Raw genomic sequence first — 16,271 nt, 5'->3', positions numbered from 1 at the left:
GCCGTGTATTCCGTACCCGTCCCGCGATGAAGGCGTCCCCTTCCCGTCAAGGAACGGCAAGAGAATGCAACGCAATCCGCCTCAGCTCGACGGCATGACGTAGGCATAGATCCGGCCGCGCGAGACCGGGGCTTCGCGGACGCGGTTGCCGTTGTTGCCCGAAATCATGATCGGATTGCCCTTGGCGTCGATGCCGGTGATGATGCCGACATGGCCGCCGCGGCGGCCGCGCGTCATCACCGCAATCGCGCCGACTTGCGGCCCGGAAATGCGCTGGCCGTATTTCGCGAACGAACTCGCCATATCAGAGCCGGTGCCGCGATAGCCGGAGTGCTGCAGAACCATGTTGGTGAACCGCGCACACCACAGGCTGCCGCGTCCCGTCGGGTTGCCGCCGAGATAGCGGCGCGCTTCGGCCACGACATTCGATGAGGTGAAGTGAGAGGCCATCGCGCCTCCGGTCGGCGTCCCGGTTGCATTCGCCCCGACGCTTGCGTTCGTCGCGACGCTTGCATTGGCATCGGCAAGACCGCGCGCCTGCATTTGCGCTACGCTGCGTTCCCAGCGCGACGTGTGCGCGGCGTGCTTGAGCCGGGCACGACGGCCGCGATCGGCGCGCGCCTCAGTGACGGCGTTGGGCGCGCTGAAGCCGCCAGGCGCAGCCATCTGGGGGCTGCTTTCCATGAAGCTCGGGTTGGTGTTGGCAAAGCCGCCGGCCTGCATTGGCGCACCCCCGCGCTTCCAGCGCGACATCCTGATGGCATGGCGATGGTGACGATGAGCGTAATGATGCTTGGCATGATGGCCGGCGTGATAGGCCCGGGCGTGTCGCCCTGCGCCGTGGTGAGGCCGTGCTTCAGCTGGAGAGACAAATACGACGATGGAAGCCGAACACAGTGCCAGCGCGATGAAACGAAGCGACCGGCGAAACGCAAACAACTGACGCATACTTGATCCTCTAACACTTCCCCTTTGCGTTCGTCTACGAACGAACGCGGGCGGCGTTTTGCGTCGCGATGTGACGGGAGGAAGATTTCATGTGGCGGCGCGGAAACGATTTCGGGGTGATTCCGCGATGATTCGATGGCGAAAATGAAACTAAACTGCCGCATTGCAGCCGCGGGAATTAACTGCAATTTTGCGGGCCGGCCGCGCAAGGAAGTTGCGTGAAAACAAGAAAATGGAGAGGAATCCGAAATGCCCTATGCCGTCGCCAAGGATAGCGTTCGTCTTCACTATGAAGAGGCGGGAAGCGGGACGCCGATCATCTTCCTGCACGAATTCGCGGCCGACCATAGCAACTGGGAGCCGCAGATGCGCTACTTCTCGCGCGGCCACCGCTGCATCGCCTATTCGGCGCGCGGCTATACGCCATCCGACGTGCCGTCTGACGCCGACGTCTACACTTACAAGCACTTCTACACCGACGCGCTCGCCGTGCTCGATCACCTCGGCATCGCGAGAGCGCATTTCGTTGGCCTGTCGATGGGCTCTTATTCCTCGCTGCAGGTCGGCCTCAATGCGCCGGAGCGGGCGCTGTCGATGACGCTCGCTGCCGTCGGCGCGGGCTCGGATCTCGAAAACCTCGACGCCTTCCGCGCGCAGTGCCGGGCCAACGCCGAGCAGTATGAGGCGATCGGCTCGGTGGAAGTCGCCAAGGTTACGCGTGAGGCTCCGAGCCGGATTCCGTTCCTGCTGAAGGACCCGCGCGGCCACGCCGACTTCTACGCCGCGCTGGCGCGGCACGACGCCAAAGGTTCGGCCAACACCATGCGCAGCTTTCAGGGGATGCGTCCCTCGATCTACACCATGACGGATGCGATCAGACGCGTGCCGGCGCCGGCGCTGATCCTGTGCGGCGACGAGGACGACAATTGCATCGGGCCGAGCCTGTTCCTGAAACAGCATCTGCCGGCGGCCGGGCTCTCGTTCTTCCCCAAGTCAGGCCACGTGCTCAATCTCGAAGAGCCGGCGCTGTTCAACGAGATGGTGGAGCGGTTCATCGCGCTGGTGGAGGCCGGGAGATGGCCGGTGCGCGATGCGAGGTCGATGGTCTAGCCCCGTCATTGCGAGCGAAGCGAAGCAATCCATGCCTCGACTCGGGGAAAGATGGATTGCTTCGTCGCTTCGCTCCTCGCAATGACGGCGGAGGCCTATTTTCCCTGCCCCGCCCCGCCCCTGCTCAGCAAAAACACGCCCTGCTCGCCGAACATGTTCCAGACCCACCAGGGCAGGTTCAGCGGCACCGGGCGGCCGTAGAGATCGAGCGCCATGGCGCGCTCCATCTTGACGTTGATCTCGTCGCAGAGCTGCACGAAATCCTTGATGGTGCAGAAATGGATGTTCGGCGTGTCGTACCAGGTGGCGGGGAGATTTTCGGTACGCGGCATGTGCCCGCCGACCAGCAGTTGCAGCCGCATCTTCCAGAAGCCGAAATTCGGGAATGAGACGACCGCGCGCCGGCCGATCCGCAGCAGGTTTTCCAGCACGGCCTTCGGCTGCCGCGTGGCTTGCAGCGTTTGCGACAGGATCACGTAGTCAAAGGCGTCATCAGGATAATTGACTAGGTCAGTGTCGGCGTCGCCCTGCACCACCGCAAGCCCCCTGGCGACGCAGCGGTTGACGCCCTCGCGCGACAGCTCGATGCCGCGGCCGTCGATGCCGCGGCTTTCCAATAGCTGCAGCAACTCGCCATCGCCGCAGCCGACGTCGAGCACCTTCGAGCCAGATGGAATCATTTCCGCGACCAGAAGATGATCGGTGCGATACTTGCCGGTGCGATCGGGCGCTATGCCGCCGAGCGGCAAGGCCGGTTCCTGAACCGCCATATCAACCACCCGCACCATTGCAGAGCCCACGCGCCTTGCCGGCGGATTCCAGGAAGGCGCGGGCAATGTCGAAGAGCTCCGGCACATCGAGCAGGAAGGCGTCATGGCCGCGATCGGTTTCGATTTCGGCGAACGACACCCGCGCGCTGGAGGCGTTGAGCGCATGCACCAGCGCCCGCGATTCCGAGGTCGGGAACAGCCAGTCCGAGGTGAACGACACCACGCAGAAGCGGGTCTTGATGCCGCGAAACGCCTGCGCCAGCACGCCGTCATGGTCGGCGGCGATATCGAAATAGTCCATCGCCCGCGTCAGGTAGAGATAGCTGTTGGCATCAAAACGCTCGACAAACGACGAGCCTTGATAGCGCAGATAGCTTTCGACCTGGAAATCCGCGTCGAACGAGAAGGTCGGCAACTCGCGATCCTGCATTCGCCGTCCGAACTTGCGATGCAGCGCGGCGTCGGAGAGATAGGTGATGTGGCCAGCCATCCGCGCCACGGCCAGCCCGCGGTGCGGATGGGTGCTGCGTTCGAAATAGCGCCCATGATGCCAGTCCGGATCGGCCATCACGGCCTGTCGGCCGAGTTCGTGAAACGCAATGTTTTGCGCCGAATGGCGCGTCGAGCAAGCGACCGGCAGCGCCGAAAACACGCGCTCCGGACAGGCGGCGGTCCATTGCAGCACCTGCATGCCGCCCATCGATCCGCCGGTCACGCACAACAACGTTTCGATCCCCAGCCGATCGAGCAGCATGGCCTGCGCGCGAACCATGTCGGGGATGGTGATGACTGGAAAATCCAGCCCCCAGGCCTTGCCGGTAGCCGGATTGGTCGAGGCCGGACCGGTCGATCCCATGCAGCCACCGATCACGTTCGAACAGATGATGAAATATCTGTCGGTATCGAGCGGACGGCCGGGACCGACCATGATCTCCCACCAGCCGGCCTTGCCGGTCAGGGGATGCACGTTGGCGACATGCTGATCGAGGGTCAGCGCGTGGCAGATCAGAATAGCGTTGGAGCGGTCGGCGTTCAGTTCGCCATAGGTCTGATAGGCGATCTGAAATGGCGCGAGATCGATGCCGCAATCGAGCTTCAAGGGCTGCTCGGTGCCGAACTTCGCCACCAGCGAGGTCGGATGATCGGCCTCATGGGCGCGATCCTCGTTGAGGATCGAGGGGCTCGGTATCGAATGCACGTTTGTCATCGCGGCGACCCTCCTCCTCGCGGAGGCTACGGACAGAATCAGGCCATAAAAAACCCGGCCTGAACAAAGGTTCGGCCGGGATCAAATCTGTCCCCGGCCTGTTTAGCGAATTGTTTAACGTGGCTGCAAGCCGGCCGGCTCAAATGACCACGGAATGGAACAAAGCTAGTCCCGCCCAAGCATTTCGTCAAGGCAGGCGGGGCCGGGCACCATGGTTAACCTGATCGCGCAGGGCTCCTCCGTGACGTTTCTCTTTGCTTTCAGCGCCCGTCTTTCCTAATCAATGCGACTGTCTGCCGGCCGCATCGGGCTGTCCGGCACCAAGGTTTTTGAGATGTCCAAGGTACCGTCCAAGGCACCCCCGGCCCCGCCCTCGCTGCAGGAGCTGCGCAAGGAGATCGACGCGATCGACGAGCAGGTTCATCGCCTCTTGATGGCGCGCGGCGACATCATCGACCGGCTGATCCAGGTGAAGCAGACCCAGGAAGTCGGCTCTGCGTTCCGGCCTGCGCGCGAGGCCAGCATGATGCGGCAACTGGTGCAGCGCCATCGCGGCATCCTGCCGCTCGACACCATCGAGAGCATCTGGCGCGTCATCATCTCGACGTTCACCTATGTCCAGGCGCCGTTCTCGGTGCATGCGGATGTCTCGGTCGGCGAGGCCGCGATGCGGGATTCGGCGCGGTTTCACTTCGGCTTCGTCGTGCCCTATGTCGGCCATTTCAGCGCGCACGCCGCAGTCGAGGCGGTGGCGAAATCGAAGGGCGATCTGGCGCTAGTCTCGGCGATCTCGAGCCGCACGCCGTGGTGGATCGCGCTGGAGGCCAGCGGCGCACCGAAGATCATCGCCCGGCTGCCGTTCCTCGAACGCGCCGATCATCCGGCGGCGCTGCCGGTGTTCGTGATCTCGCGGGTCGCCGACGACGCCATGGTGACGGAAGTCCAGATGTGGAGCGTGCGCGTCGCCGGCTGGAACGCCGATACCGCGCGCGCACTGGCGCCGCTTGCCGAAATCGTCGCCGTGCCCGATACCGCCTTCGACGGCGCGGCGCTTCTGGTGTCGGACGCCGGCGCCGGCTTCGAAAAGATCAAGAATGCCCTGATCCAGGCCGGCGCCTCAGTGCGCTCTTCGGCCCTCGTCGGCAGCCACGCAACGCGCTATACGGTGCCCCCGAACGGGGCAGCCAAGGCTTAAGGGCCCGCCCCGAAATTCCGGAGTTGAAGATGAACCGACCCGTGCCGAATCCCGGCATTCTCGATATTGCGCCCTACACGCCCGGCAAGACGCCGGTGCCGGAGCCGGGCCGCAAGGTATTCAAGCTGTCCGCCAACGAGACCCCGTTCGGGCCCTCGCCGAAGGCGATCGAAGTCTACAAGCAGGCGGCGGCGCATCTGGAGGACTATCCGGAAGGCTCCTCGCGGGTGCTGCGCGAGGCGATCGGCCGCGCTTATGGGCTAGATCCCAACCGCATCATCTGCGGCGCCGGCTCGGACGAAATCCTCAATCTCTTGGCGCACACCTATCTCAGCCATGGCGATGAAGCGATCTCCACCGCGCACGGTTTTCTGGTGTATCCGATCGCCACCATGGCGAACGGCGCGAAGAACGTCATCGCGCCCGAGACCGACTTCACCGCCAACGTCGACGCCATCCTCGCGCGCGTGACGCCGCGCACCAAACTGGTCTGGCTGGCCAACCCGAACAACCCGACCGGCACCTACGTGCCGTTCGACGAGGTCAAGCGGCTGCGCGCAGGTCTGCCGCCGCATGTGCTGCTGGTGCTGGATGCCGCCTATGCCGACTACGTGTCGCGCAACGATTACGAGCTCGGCCTCGAACTGGTGGCGACCACCGAAAATACCGTGATGACGCATACGTTTTCCAAGATTCACGGGCTGGCCAGCTTACGAATCGGCTGGATGTTCGGCCCCGCCAACATCATCGACGCCGTCAATCGGATCCGCGGGCCGTTCAACGTCTCGACGCCGGCGATGCTGGCGGCGGTCGCGGCGATCGAGGACACCGCGCATGTCCGGATGTCGAAGGCGTTCACCGAGCAGTGGCGCAACTGGATCACGGAAGAGGTGACAAAACTCGGGCTCAAGGTCACGCCGAGCGTCGCGAATTTCGTGCTGATCCATTTCCCGCTCGACAAGGGCAAGACCTCGACTGAGGCGGATGCGTTCCTCACCAGGCGCGGCCTGGTGCTGCGCGCGCTCAACAATTACGGCCTCCCCCACGCCCTGCGCATGACCATCGGCACCGAGGAGGCCAATCGCCTCGTCGTCGATGCCTTGCGCGACTTCATGGCGGCCAGATGAGCGCCGCGCCGATCTTCCGACGCGTCGCGCTGATCGGCTTCGGCCTGATCGGCGGCTCGATCGCGCGCGCGGCGCGGGCGCAAGCGCTCGCCAGCGAAATCGTCACCACCGCGCGCTCGGAAAAAACCCGCGCGCGGGTGACCGAACTCGGCATCGTCGACCGCGTGCTGGAGACCAACGCGGAAGCCGTTGCAGACGCCGACCTCGTGATCCTCTGCATCCCGGTCGGCGCCTGCGGCCCGGTCGCCCAGGAGATCGCGCCGTTCCTGAAAGCCGGCGCGATCGTCTCCGACGTCGGCTCGGTCAAGGGCGCGATCGTCCGCGAGATGGCGCCGCATCTGCCGCAGACCGTTCATTTCGTTCCGGCGCATCCGGTGGCGGGCACCGAGCATTCCGGGCCCGATTCCGGCTTCGCCGAACTGTTCATCGACCGCTGGTGCATCCTCACGCCACCTGATGGCACCGATCCGACGGCGATCGAAACCCTGCGAGCGTTCTGGGCCGGCATGGGCGCCAGGGTCGAGATCATGACGCCCGATCATCATGATCTGGTGCTGGCGATCACGAGCCATCTGCCGCATCTGATCGCCTACACCATCGTCGGCACGGCAGATGAACTGGCGCAGGTGACGTCGTCGGAGGTAATCAAATTCTCCGCCGGCGGCTTTCGTGACTTCACCCGCATCGCAGCGTCGGACCCGACGATGTGGCGCGACGTGTTTTTGAACAACAAGGAAGCGGTGCTGGAAATGCTCGGCACCTTCAACGAGGATCTTTCAAAGCTCACCCGCGCGATCCGCCGCAACGACGGCGAGGCGCTGTTCGAGCATTTCACCCGCACCCGCGCCATCCGCCGCGGCATCGTCGAGATCGGCCAGGATTCGGCGGCGCCGGATTTCGGCCGGCCGCATCCGCCGCTGAAGAAGACGGAGTGAGGGTTGTGCGCTCCGCTCTCCCCTCCGTCATTGCGAGCGCAGCGAAGCAATCCACAGCGCGGCATAACCGATGGCTGGATTGCTTCGTCGCTTGCGCTCCTCGCAATGACGTGGAGAGATTGGCGCGCAACGGTGAAAGCTAAAACAGCGGCGGCACTTGCCCCACCTTTATTGGCCCCAAAAACACCGCGCCGTCGACGAAGCGCATCGGGAAGACGCGCGCCTTTTTGCCCTCCAGCTCCGCCTCCTTGCCGAGCGCGTTGATGCCGGCGACAACGCCGGTATTGGCGTTCTGCTTGACGACCTTGCCGAGGCCCGGGATCGCCCTGTCGAGCGCGCCGAACAGGTTGTTGAGGTCCTGCGACTTGACGCCCGGCGCGACGCGATCGAGCGTTGCCTGTGGCACGCCCTCTTCCAGCATCTTTTCGATCCCAAGCGCCGGGATCACGCGCTCCAGTCCCGTCACCGTCATCTGCAGTTCGCCGTCGATCCGCCCCTGCGCGTTGAGACTCAACGTCCCAGCGGCCACCGAGATCAGATCGCCCTGTTGAATCCGCGAGCGCACGATCTCGACATGACCGCCCGCCGCCTGCAATTCCCTGAACCGCTCGGGCCACGGCTTCGGCGTAAAATCCTTCAGGCCCGTGAGCTTGGTCTGGATGTCGGCGTCGAATGGCGCTGCGAGTATCGGATGCACTTCCTGCACGTTGCCGCCTGCTATCTGCAGCACCGCTTCGATCACCGGCCTATCCCTGGCCGAGCCCTCGGCGAGGCGGCCGTGCAATTCGGCACGGCCGGCGCGCGCGAGCGGCGTCTGCACCGGTCCGTTGACGCGGTCGATCGAGGGATTGTCGAACACGATGGAAGCGCGCTGCGGAATATCGGGCAAGCCGCTCACGCTGCTGCGGCCGCTGGTCCAGTTCACCTTCATCGACGGCGGCTGGCCGCGATCGGCCAGCGTGGCCGGCGCCTTGAATTCTGCGATCAGCAATCTCGGCTGATAGATCTGCGCGATCACCATGATCTCGCCGAGCCGCGCGGTGAACGGCGCCTGCGCGCCCGCCGTCTGCGAAACCAGCGATACGCTGGCGTCGTCGCAGCGGACCTCGAAGCGGAACGGGAAGCCTGCCACCGAGCGCTTGCCGCACGCATAGACCCGGCCGGATTTTGCCTCCTGCGCCGCCCAGGCGTCGGCGCGCACGCCGACTTCGGAAGCGGCATAGAACCAGAACGCGCTCCATGCCGCGGCGGCGACGACGAGCAGTGCGGGCATGATGAAGAGGCGCCACAGCGGGCGCCGGCGCGGCGCGGGGGTCGTGTCAGGCATGCGGCGTCCTTTGGCTAGCGATTTTGTCAAATGTAAGCATCCGCTCCCCGCAACAAAAGGCATTGATTTCACTTCGCTTTGCCGTGCCGTTCTGGTAGCGGTGCGGGCGATGTCCGCGATTGCGCTCAACGATACGGAATTCTCGTCAGGCGACCTCTGGGTGTTCGGTTACGGCTCCCTGATGTGGCGCCCGGGTTTCGAATTCATCGAACGGGTTCCGGCACGGCTAATCGGCGAACACCGCGCGCTCTGCGTCTATTCCTTCGTCCATCGCGGCACGCCGGAAAAGCCCGGCCTCGTGCTCGGGCTCGATCGCGGCGGCGCCTGCCGCGGCGTCGCGTTCCGGGTCGCGGAGAAGAACCGCACAGCGACCATCGCCTATTTGCGCGAACGCGAGCAGGTCACCTCGGTGTACCGCGAGGTGAAACGATCGGTGTGGCTGGAGAACGAGGCGCGCCAGCGCGTCAGCGCGCTCGTCTATGTGGTCGACCGCGGCCACGTGCAATATGCCGGGCGGCTGTCGCTGGCGGAACAGTTGCGCCACGTGCTTCAGGGACACGGCCAGTCCGGCGTTAACCGCGACTATGTTCTAGCCACCGTGAAGGCGATCGAGGCGGCCGGCTTTCGCGATTCCCAACTGCATCGGCTGGCGATGATGCTGCACGATCAGCATCTGCTCCATTCACCCGTTCAAGGCGCGCAAGATGCGCCCTAGCCTGGTAGCCGAAAGCCGGTCAGTTTCAGTTGGCTTGCGCCGTCGCCGGGCGGGGCGGCCCCGGCGCGGGCTGATCGGAAGGTTCGGGCACGAGATCGATGCCCGCACCGGCGAGGCGCACTCGCACCTCGGCGGCGACATATTTCGCATACTCCGACAGCAACAGACGTAGCGTCGCGCCGCTGGTCCACCACGGCTCGTCGCGCCATTTGTCGCCGATCACCGCGAACGGAATCAGCGTGACATCCGGCATCGCATGCGACAATTCCAGAATGGCCCGCGGCATGTGGTAGTTCGACGTCACCACGATCAGCGACTTGAAGCCGCGCTCCCGCGCCCAGCGCCGCGTCTCGGCGGCATTGCTGCGCGTGTTGATCGCGGAGCGGTCGAGATCGACGCAGCAGCCGAGCAGCGACTGGTTGTCGGGCAGCGAGCGCGAAATGTCGCGCGCGGCGTTGGTCGGATGCACGCCCGAAATCAACAGCCGCTTGCCGTAGCCGCCGGCCAGCAATTCCATCGCATCCGACACCCGCGACGAGCCGCCGGTGAAGACCACGATCCCGTCGGCGGCGCGCGTCGGCTTGATTTCGACGCCGCGCAATTGCGAGAGAAAGGCGATGAAACCTACCGCCGCACCGACGAACAGAATCGCCATGGAGCCGACGATGACCGCGCGCAGCCATCCGCGCGGCGGCGCGACCCGCGTTCCCGGCGTGCTATCGTCGTGCTGCAAATCCATATCGTCCGGCAACCCTCGTCCCACGGATAATTCTAGAACGTTTTCAGGCGAAGTGGAGTCCCGGTCCCCGGGTCAAGTCCGTGACTTGCTTCACTTGAAAATACCAATGGCCCAAATCAATCGATATCGTCCAGCGTGGCGAACAGCGTTCGCCGCGAGGCCCAGGCGGTAATGGCGGCGATTGCCACGGCCTGTATCGCGAGCGCCAGATAGCCCGAGGGCGGCAGCGAAAACGTCCCCAGGAGCGCTGCGAATTGATCGCCGACGGGGGTGCCCGAGAACCAGGCGGCGATCGATTCGGAGAAGCCGAAACCCAGCATCGCGGCGCCGCCGCCGATCAACCCGCCCTCCAGCCCGAGCCTGAGAAAATGCCGCAGGAAATGGTTGGCGATATAACGGTCGCCGGCGCCGACGAAGTGCAGCACCTCGACGATCGGGCGGTTCGCCGCCATCGCACCGCGGGTCGCGAACGAAACCGAAATGATCGTCGCCGCGATCACCAGCACGAGGATGCCGACGCCGGCAAATACGGTCGCCCCGGTCATCGAGCGCATGCGCTCGATCCAGGCGCGGTGATCGTCGACGCTCGCCGACGGCGCGACCTGCGTCACCCTGGAGCGCAGTGCCGCGAGATCGAGCGTGGTGCCGGGCTGGACGCGCGCGACGACGACGCGCGGCACCGGCAACTGCTCGATCGACAGCCCGCTGCCAAGCCACGGCTCCAGCAACCTGGCCGATTCGTCCTTGGTGAACGGCTTGACCTGGACGATGCCGGGCTGCGCCCGCATCGCCTCCACCGCCGCGGTCACGTCGCGCTCGAGATCGCGCCCCGCCTGCGGGCGCACCTGCATGGTGATTTCGCTGGCGACCTCCGACTGCCATTCCGCGGCCGATGCGCTGACGAGCAGCACGGTGCCGGTGGTGATGGAAGCGAGGAACGTCATGATGGCGACGACGGCGACCAGCGCGCGGCCGGAGATCGACGCCCGCGGCACGATCGGCGACATGTTGCGCGCGCGCGCCGGCACCTGCGGGCGCTCGGTGCCGAGGTCCACCAGCGGCCCATGCTCGTCATCCATCTTACTCATAGATGTGCAACCGCCCCTGATGCAGCACCATCCGCCGCGCCTCGTACTGGTCCATCAGCGTGATGTCGTGGGTCGCGATGATCACCGCGGTGCCCAGCCTGTTCAATTCGATGAACAGCCGCAGCAGGCGCCGGCCGAGCGTCGGGTCGACGCTGCCGGTCGGTTCGTCCGCCAGCAGCAATTGCGGCCGCGAGATCACCGCGCGCGCGATCGCGGCGCGCTGCTTCTCGCCGCCCGACAGGATCGGCGGCAGCGCATCCATGCGCTCGCCGAGACCGACCCACTTCAGGAGGTCGATCACCTCCCGGCGATAGCTGGATTCTTCACGACCCATCACGCGGAACGGCAGCGCCACGTTCTCATAGGTCGTCATGTGGTCGAGCAGGCGAAAATCCTGCAGCACGATGCCGATGCGCGTGCGCAGACCCGCGATCTGATCCTTGTTGAGCAGCGAGACGTCCTGGCCGAACAGGTTGACGAGGCCGCGCGTCGGCCGCAGCGACAGAAACAACAACCGCAGCAGCGAGGTCTTGCCCGCGCCCGAGGGACCGGTGAGAAACTGGAAGGAATGGGCCGGGATCAGGAAAGTAAGGTCGCGCAAAATCTCCGGGCCGAGCCCGTACCGCAAACCGACATTTTCGAACCGAACCAAGCTCAGCTCCGCTCGACATGAGCCGTGGCCGAGCTCTGCTCGGCGTGGGCAGTGGCCGAGCTCCGCTCGGCGTGGGTAGTGACCGAGCTCCGCTCGGCGTGGACCGCGGCCGGAAACCCCGGACTTGAACCTGGACCCGAACCTGAACTTTGGGCTCGTGGCCCGCTGGTTTGGGCACCAACCGGACAAAACGGTTTTGCGGCCGTTATGGTTTCCGATTCGTTAACGGTCGCTATGTAGCATCCGGGCAAAGACACTGGTGAGATGGGCTCCATGCATATCGTTTGCCCTCATTGTACAACATCTTACGCCATCAATCCTGCCACCCTGGGGCCCGCCGGACGTACCGTCCGCTGTTCGCGCTGCAAGGAGACCTGGCTGGCGCGGCCCGAAGACGCGATCGAAATGGCGGCCGCCGGGCCGGCCGCCATGCCAACTTCGGCGCAATCGGCCCCGCCGGCCGCGAACGATGCCGCGGCCGAGTGGGAGGCGCTGGCGCGCGAGGAGGAGGGGCATGACACCCCGGTGGTCGACAGCCCCTCGATTTCGGCCGGCTGGCCGGCCGAGGGCGAAGGATCGCAACCAAGCGGCGACAGCGACTGGCCGTCGGCCACCCGGCTGGATGCGGAAAACCATGAGGGGATCCCGATCACCACGCACCGCCAGCGGTTGGCCCGCCTGTTCCGGCTGCCCTCCCTGCCCCGCATCCCCTTCATGCCGTCCTTGGGCCTGCCGACCGCCTGCGCCGCGATGGGCGCGCTGATCCTGGCGCTGATAATCTGGCGCGCTGAAACCGTGCGGCTGCTGCCGCAAACCGCGACGTTCTACAAGATGGTCGGGCTGGAGGTGAACCTGCGCGGGCTGGCGTTCAAGGACATCAAGATCAGCAACGAGACCGTGGACGGCAAGCCGGTCCTGGTCATCGAAGGCGTGATCATAGGCGAGACCAAGAAGCCGGTCGAATTGCCGCGGCTGCGCTTTTCCGTCCGCGACGCGCAAGGCGCCGAGATCTATGCCTGGAACGCGGTGCTCGAGCAGCCGGTGCTCAAGCCCGGCGAGCGCGCCTACTTCAAGTCGCGGCTGGCTTCGCCGCCGCCCGAAGGCCGCAATATTGACGTACGCTTTTTCAACAAGCGGGATCTGGCCGGCCACGCCTGAACCAGGCCGCCTGAGGCGAGAGAGACGACTTCATGCCACGCGTGCTGATTGCCGATGACGAGGATTCCATGCGCTCGCTGGTGGCGCGCGCCATCGCCATGGACGGCCATGAGACCGTCACCGCCGAGGACGGCGCCGAAGCGCTCGATATCCTGACCCGCGAACACGGCACGTTCGACCTGCTGCTGACCGACATCCAGATGCCCGTGATGGACGGCATCGCACTTGCGCTGACGGCGGCGCGCGATTTTCCCAAGCTGAAGATCCTGTTGATGACGGGTTTCGCCGATCAGCGCGAACGCGCCTCCGGCCTCAACGCCATCGTACACGACGTGGTGACGAAGCCGTTCTCGGTGCACGACATCCGCACGGCTGTGGCGGATGCGCTGGCGGCTGGGAAGGCGGGGTAGCTGGGAGGGCGGTCTACCAGTGCCGCCACATCCTCAGCTCGTCATCCCCGCGAAGGCGGGGATCCAGTACGCCGCGGCTTCTCGATCAATCCCTGACACCCGCCTTCGCGGGTGACGACAGTGTGCGTGATGACGGTCGGTTGAGCCGAGCCCCGCTCAATAATCCTTCAACAGCCGCTCGATGTAATCGAGTTCGATCTGCGGGCGGGACGGATCGGCGAGACGGCGCCGCAGTTCTTCGAGGATCCGGCGCACCCGCTGCACGTCGATCTCGCCGGGGATCTTCACCGAATAATCGTCGGTGAATTCGTTGTTGCGCATCGGCCGGCCCAGCGGATCGGTCGAGTTGGCAGCGCCCTGCTGGCGGCCTCTTGGATTGCCGGGGCCGTCGCCCGGCTGGTCGCCGTCACCCTGCTGCATGGCCTCGGCCAGGCTCTGCGCACCCTTGCGCAGCGCGTCGAGCGCGCGGCCTTGCGAGTCCACCGCGCCATCGGCATTGCCATCGCCGAGCCGGCCGGTGGCATCGCCCATCGCCGAATCGGCCTGGCCGAGCCCGTCCTCACCGTCGCCCTGGTCGCCGCCTTGACCCTGCTGGCCTTGACCCTGCTGGCCCTGCCCCTGTTCGCCGCGCTGACCCTGCTGGCCCTGTTGGCCGCGCTGGCCCGGTCCCATGCCGCGCTTGGCGAGTTCTTCCTGCAATTTCTTCAGCCGATCGCGGAGGCCCTGCTGGTCCTGCTGCAGATCGCCCATGCTCTGGTCGCCCTGCTTGCCGCGCATGCGGTCGCGCCTGGAATCCTGGCCCTGCTTGTAGGTCTTGTCGCGCAATTGCTGCTGCTTGCGGATCATGTCGCCGAGCTCGTTCAGCGCCTGCTCCATCTCGTTGTCGCCCTGGCCTGGCTGCGCCATCTGCAGGTTTTCCAGCATCTGCTGCAGCTGTTCCAATAGCTGTTTGGCGGCATCCTTGTCGCCGGACCGCGACATCCGCTCCAGCCGGTCGAGCATGCTCTTGAGATCCTGCTGGCTCAGCATCTTGGTGTTGGGATCGAGCGGGCGGGCCAATTGCTGCGGATTGTTGCGGAACTGCTCGGCGAGCTGGCGCAGGAAATTGTCCAGCGCGGCGCGCAGATTGTCGGTGAGCTTCTTGATCTCCTCGTCGGTGGCGCCGCGCTCCAGCGCCTGCTTGAGCGCTTCCTGGGCCGCGCGCAGCGCCTTGTCGACGTCGGTGATGTTGCCGTCCTCGATGGCGACGGCAAGCGCCCACAGGCTGGCGACGACTTCGCGCAGCGCGGCATCGGTGCGCGACGCCTCGAGTTGGTGCTTAACGCTGAAGAGGCCGAGATAATGCCCAGCCTCCGGCGTGAACAGTTCCGGCGCGATCATCAGCGCATCGAGCGCAGTATAGACCTGCGCATTCTGGTTGGCGTCGAGGGCGAGGATGCGGCGCTGCTCGATCAAGGCACGCGCCAGGGGCTTTGTGAACAGCCGCTCCGGCAGCCGCATATTGAACGGCTCGCTCTTGCCTTCATTGCCGGCCTCGTCCTTGGCCGTGAGCGTCAGCGTCACGTCGGCGCCGGCATAGGGATCTTCGCTGAGATCCTTCACCGTCTGGCCGACGCCGTTGCGGGTACGCGCGTTCGGCAGCACCAGCGGAAACTGCGGCGACTCGAACAGCGGCCGCGGCTCGGCCTTGTCGGCCTCCTTGCTCTTGCCTTCCTTCGCATCGGGGGTCTTGGCATCGGGGGTCTTGGCATCAGAAGTCTTGGCCGCATCGGCGGGGCGGGCGACGAATTGCGCGCGCGCTTCGGTGACGCCGTAATCGTCCTCGAGCTTGTAGGACATCTGCAGCGAGCCGCGGGCCTGGCGTTCCGGATCCTTGGCAAGCGAAATGGTCGGCGCGCGGTCGGGAGTGGCCGCAAAGCGCCACAGCGGCTGGCCGGACGGCGCGCGGACATGCGCACTGCCGTCGCCGGTGATCTTGAAATGCCGTTCGTTGGTGCCCTTCGGCGCCTGTTCACCCGGCGCGATCTCGGTCACGCCGCCGCCGACCACGACATCGATGGTGCCGCCGCTGGAACGCACCAGCAGCGTGCTGCCTGAAGGCACCGGCAACGGTGCTCCGCTATCGGGCGAAGCCGCATCCCTGGCGGCGGACAGAATGACCGGCGGCTTGCCGGTATAGACCGGCGGGGTCACCCAGGCATCGACCCGGACGTTCGCCGGCGCCAGCACCCCGTTCCAGTCGAACGCCGCGGCAATTCGCAGCGTGCGCTCGTCGCCGGCGGCGACATAGGCGGCCGCCAGCATCACCATGACCAGCGCGCGCAGCGCCCAGGGATCGTGGATCGGAAGCCGCGGCGAAGGCAGCCCGGCGCGGATCCGCTTGATCGAGGCCAGCGTGCGCTCGCGCTGCTCGCGCCACAGCGCCTGCGCGATCGGGTCCTTGTTGGAGAGCGTATCGGTCAGCGCGGTCGCCGGGCGGTGGCGAATGCCGGTGCCGCGGTCGAGCCGGCTCAACGCCTCTTCGCGGCTCGGCCAGCGAAACCGCGCGAGCGGGAATAACGCCGCCAGCGCCAGCAGGATGAACAGGCCGAGGCCGATCGCACGTGCAAGGAATGGCAGCGCCAGCCACAAACCGGCCCAGGACGCCACCAGAAACAGTCCGATCACGCTCAAAATCCGGGCGAAGCCCGGCCAGGCGCGTTCCCACGCAATCGCATACTGAGCCCGTTGCAGGGCCTGCGTCAGTTTGAGCCGCGCGACAGCATCCGGCTCGCGGGTGGTTTTAGTGGGGTCGGGAGAAGCGCCGTTCAACAAACTCTCTCCGGGTTACCGACAAGTCAGCCTAGCACAACGGCGGCAATGAGGCACCCGTTCCCGGGGTAACCCACAC

At 65.5% G+C, this 16,271-nt stretch carries 15 protein-coding genes and 1 riboswitch; of the genes, 7 read left to right on the top strand and 8 right to left on the bottom strand.

Translation table 11 applies throughout. The features are described from left to right. Window positions 1–81 precede the first annotated feature (81 nt). Window positions 82–948 (bottom strand): TIGR02594 family protein, encoded by an 867-nt coding sequence (locus V1279_RS01910; RefSeq protein ID WP_334431908.1) that lies wholly within the window; start codon window positions 946–948, stop codon window positions 82–84. Window positions 949–1,197: 249 nt separating this feature from the next. Here V1279_RS01910 and V1279_RS01905 point away from each other — a divergent pair, with 249 nt between their 5' ends. Further along, entirely contained in the window at window positions 1,198–2,058 is an 861-nt protein-coding gene (locus V1279_RS01905) for an alpha/beta fold hydrolase (protein WP_334431906.1), read from the top strand. A 95-nt stretch (window positions 2,059–2,153) separates the two neighbouring features. Here V1279_RS01905 and metW read toward each other — a convergent pair whose 3' ends face one another. Next, a complete protein-coding gene (gene metW, locus V1279_RS01900; protein WP_334431903.1) occupies window positions 2,154–2,828 on the bottom strand; it encodes a methionine biosynthesis protein MetW in 675 nt (224 codons plus the stop codon). Window position 2,829: 1 nt separating this feature from the next. After that, the gene (gene metX, locus V1279_RS01895) at window positions 2,830–4,035 is read right to left on the bottom strand and encodes a homoserine O-acetyltransferase MetX (RefSeq protein WP_334431901.1); all 1,206 of its coding nucleotides are present in this window, start codon (window positions 4,033–4,035) and stop codon (window positions 2,830–2,832) included. 81 nt (window positions 4,036–4,116) lie between these two features. Then, window positions 4,117–4,196, bottom strand: a riboswitch (SAM riboswitch). 173 nt (window positions 4,197–4,369) lie between these two features. Here metX and V1279_RS01890 point away from each other — a divergent pair. The 3 genes from V1279_RS01890 to V1279_RS01880 are packed head-to-tail and all read left to right on the top strand — an operon-like array spanning window position 4,370 to window position 7,292. Next, complete coding sequence (locus tag V1279_RS01890) at window positions 4,370–5,230, top strand: chorismate mutase (protein ID WP_334431899.1); 861 nt, start codon at window positions 4,370–4,372, stop codon at window positions 5,228–5,230. Between the two features lie 29 nt (window positions 5,231–5,259). Then, entirely contained in the window at window positions 5,260–6,357 is a 1,098-nt protein-coding gene (hisC, locus tag V1279_RS01885) for a histidinol-phosphate transaminase (RefSeq protein ID WP_334431897.1), read from the top strand. Continuing rightward, entirely contained in the window at window positions 6,354–7,292 is a 939-nt protein-coding gene (locus V1279_RS01880) for a prephenate/arogenate dehydrogenase family protein (RefSeq protein ID WP_334431895.1), read from the top strand. Before hisC ends, V1279_RS01880 begins: the two co-directional genes overlap by 4 nt. Window positions 7,293–7,431: 139 nt before the next feature. On the opposite strand, the gene V1279_RS01875 is transcribed toward V1279_RS01880, so the two are convergent. Further along, window positions 7,432–8,619: a DUF2125 domain-containing protein gene (locus tag V1279_RS01875; RefSeq protein WP_334431893.1), complete on the bottom strand. Its 1,188-nt coding sequence runs from the start codon at window positions 8,617–8,619 to the stop codon at window positions 7,432–7,434. Between the two features lie 109 nt (window positions 8,620–8,728). Here V1279_RS01875 and V1279_RS01870 point away from each other — a divergent pair, with 109 nt between their 5' ends. Continuing rightward, on the top strand, window positions 8,729–9,334 hold the full coding sequence (locus V1279_RS01870; protein ID WP_334431891.1) for a gamma-glutamylcyclotransferase: 606 nt from the start codon (window positions 8,729–8,731) through the stop codon (window positions 9,332–9,334). A gap of 25 nt (window positions 9,335–9,359) precedes the next feature. On the opposite strand, the gene V1279_RS01865 is transcribed toward V1279_RS01870, so the two are convergent. The 3 genes from V1279_RS01865 to ftsE form a co-directional block, all read right to left on the bottom strand. Continuing rightward, the gene (locus tag V1279_RS01865; RefSeq protein ID WP_334431889.1) at window positions 9,360–10,073 is read right to left on the bottom strand and encodes a YdcF family protein; all 714 of its coding nucleotides are present in this window, start codon (window positions 10,071–10,073) and stop codon (window positions 9,360–9,362) included. 116 nt (window positions 10,074–10,189) lie between these two features. Further along, a complete protein-coding gene (locus V1279_RS01860; RefSeq protein WP_334431887.1) occupies window positions 10,190–11,161 on the bottom strand; it encodes a cell division protein FtsX in 972 nt (323 codons plus the stop codon). Further along, window positions 11,154–11,813 carry a cell division ATP-binding protein FtsE gene (gene ftsE, locus V1279_RS01855; protein ID WP_334431885.1) on the bottom strand — a complete coding sequence of 220 codons (660 nt, stop codon included), beginning with the start codon at window positions 11,811–11,813 and terminating at the stop codon, window positions 11,154–11,156. Before ftsE ends, V1279_RS01860 begins: the two co-directional genes overlap by 8 nt. Before the next feature lie 273 nt (window positions 11,814–12,086). On the opposite strand from ftsE, the gene V1279_RS01850 reads away from it, so the two are divergent. Both V1279_RS01850 and V1279_RS01845 read left to right on the top strand, forming a co-directional pair. Next, on the top strand, window positions 12,087–12,971 hold the full coding sequence (locus V1279_RS01850; protein ID WP_334446156.1) for an MJ0042-type zinc finger domain-containing protein: 885 nt from the start codon (window positions 12,087–12,089) through the stop codon (window positions 12,969–12,971). Between the two features lie 32 nt (window positions 12,972–13,003). Continuing rightward, window positions 13,004–13,381, top strand: a complete 378-nt coding sequence (locus tag V1279_RS01845; RefSeq protein WP_334431883.1) for a response regulator — start codon at window positions 13,004–13,006, stop codon at window positions 13,379–13,381. A gap of 156 nt (window positions 13,382–13,537) precedes the next feature. On the opposite strand, the gene V1279_RS01840 is transcribed toward V1279_RS01845, so the two are convergent. Further along, window positions 13,538–16,192 (bottom strand): TIGR02302 family protein, encoded by a 2,655-nt coding sequence (locus tag V1279_RS01840; protein ID WP_334431881.1) that lies wholly within the window; start codon window positions 16,190–16,192, stop codon window positions 13,538–13,540. Window positions 16,193–16,271: the final 79 nt, after the last annotated feature.

This window comes from Bradyrhizobium sp. AZCC 1610 (genome assembly GCF_036924515.1).
In the GTDB taxonomy this organism is placed as follows: Bacteria; Pseudomonadota; Alphaproteobacteria; order Rhizobiales; family Xanthobacteraceae; genus Bradyrhizobium.
The sequence above is the reverse complement of the archived record's forward strand: the minus strand, read 5'-3'. Positions and strand labels throughout refer to the sequence as shown.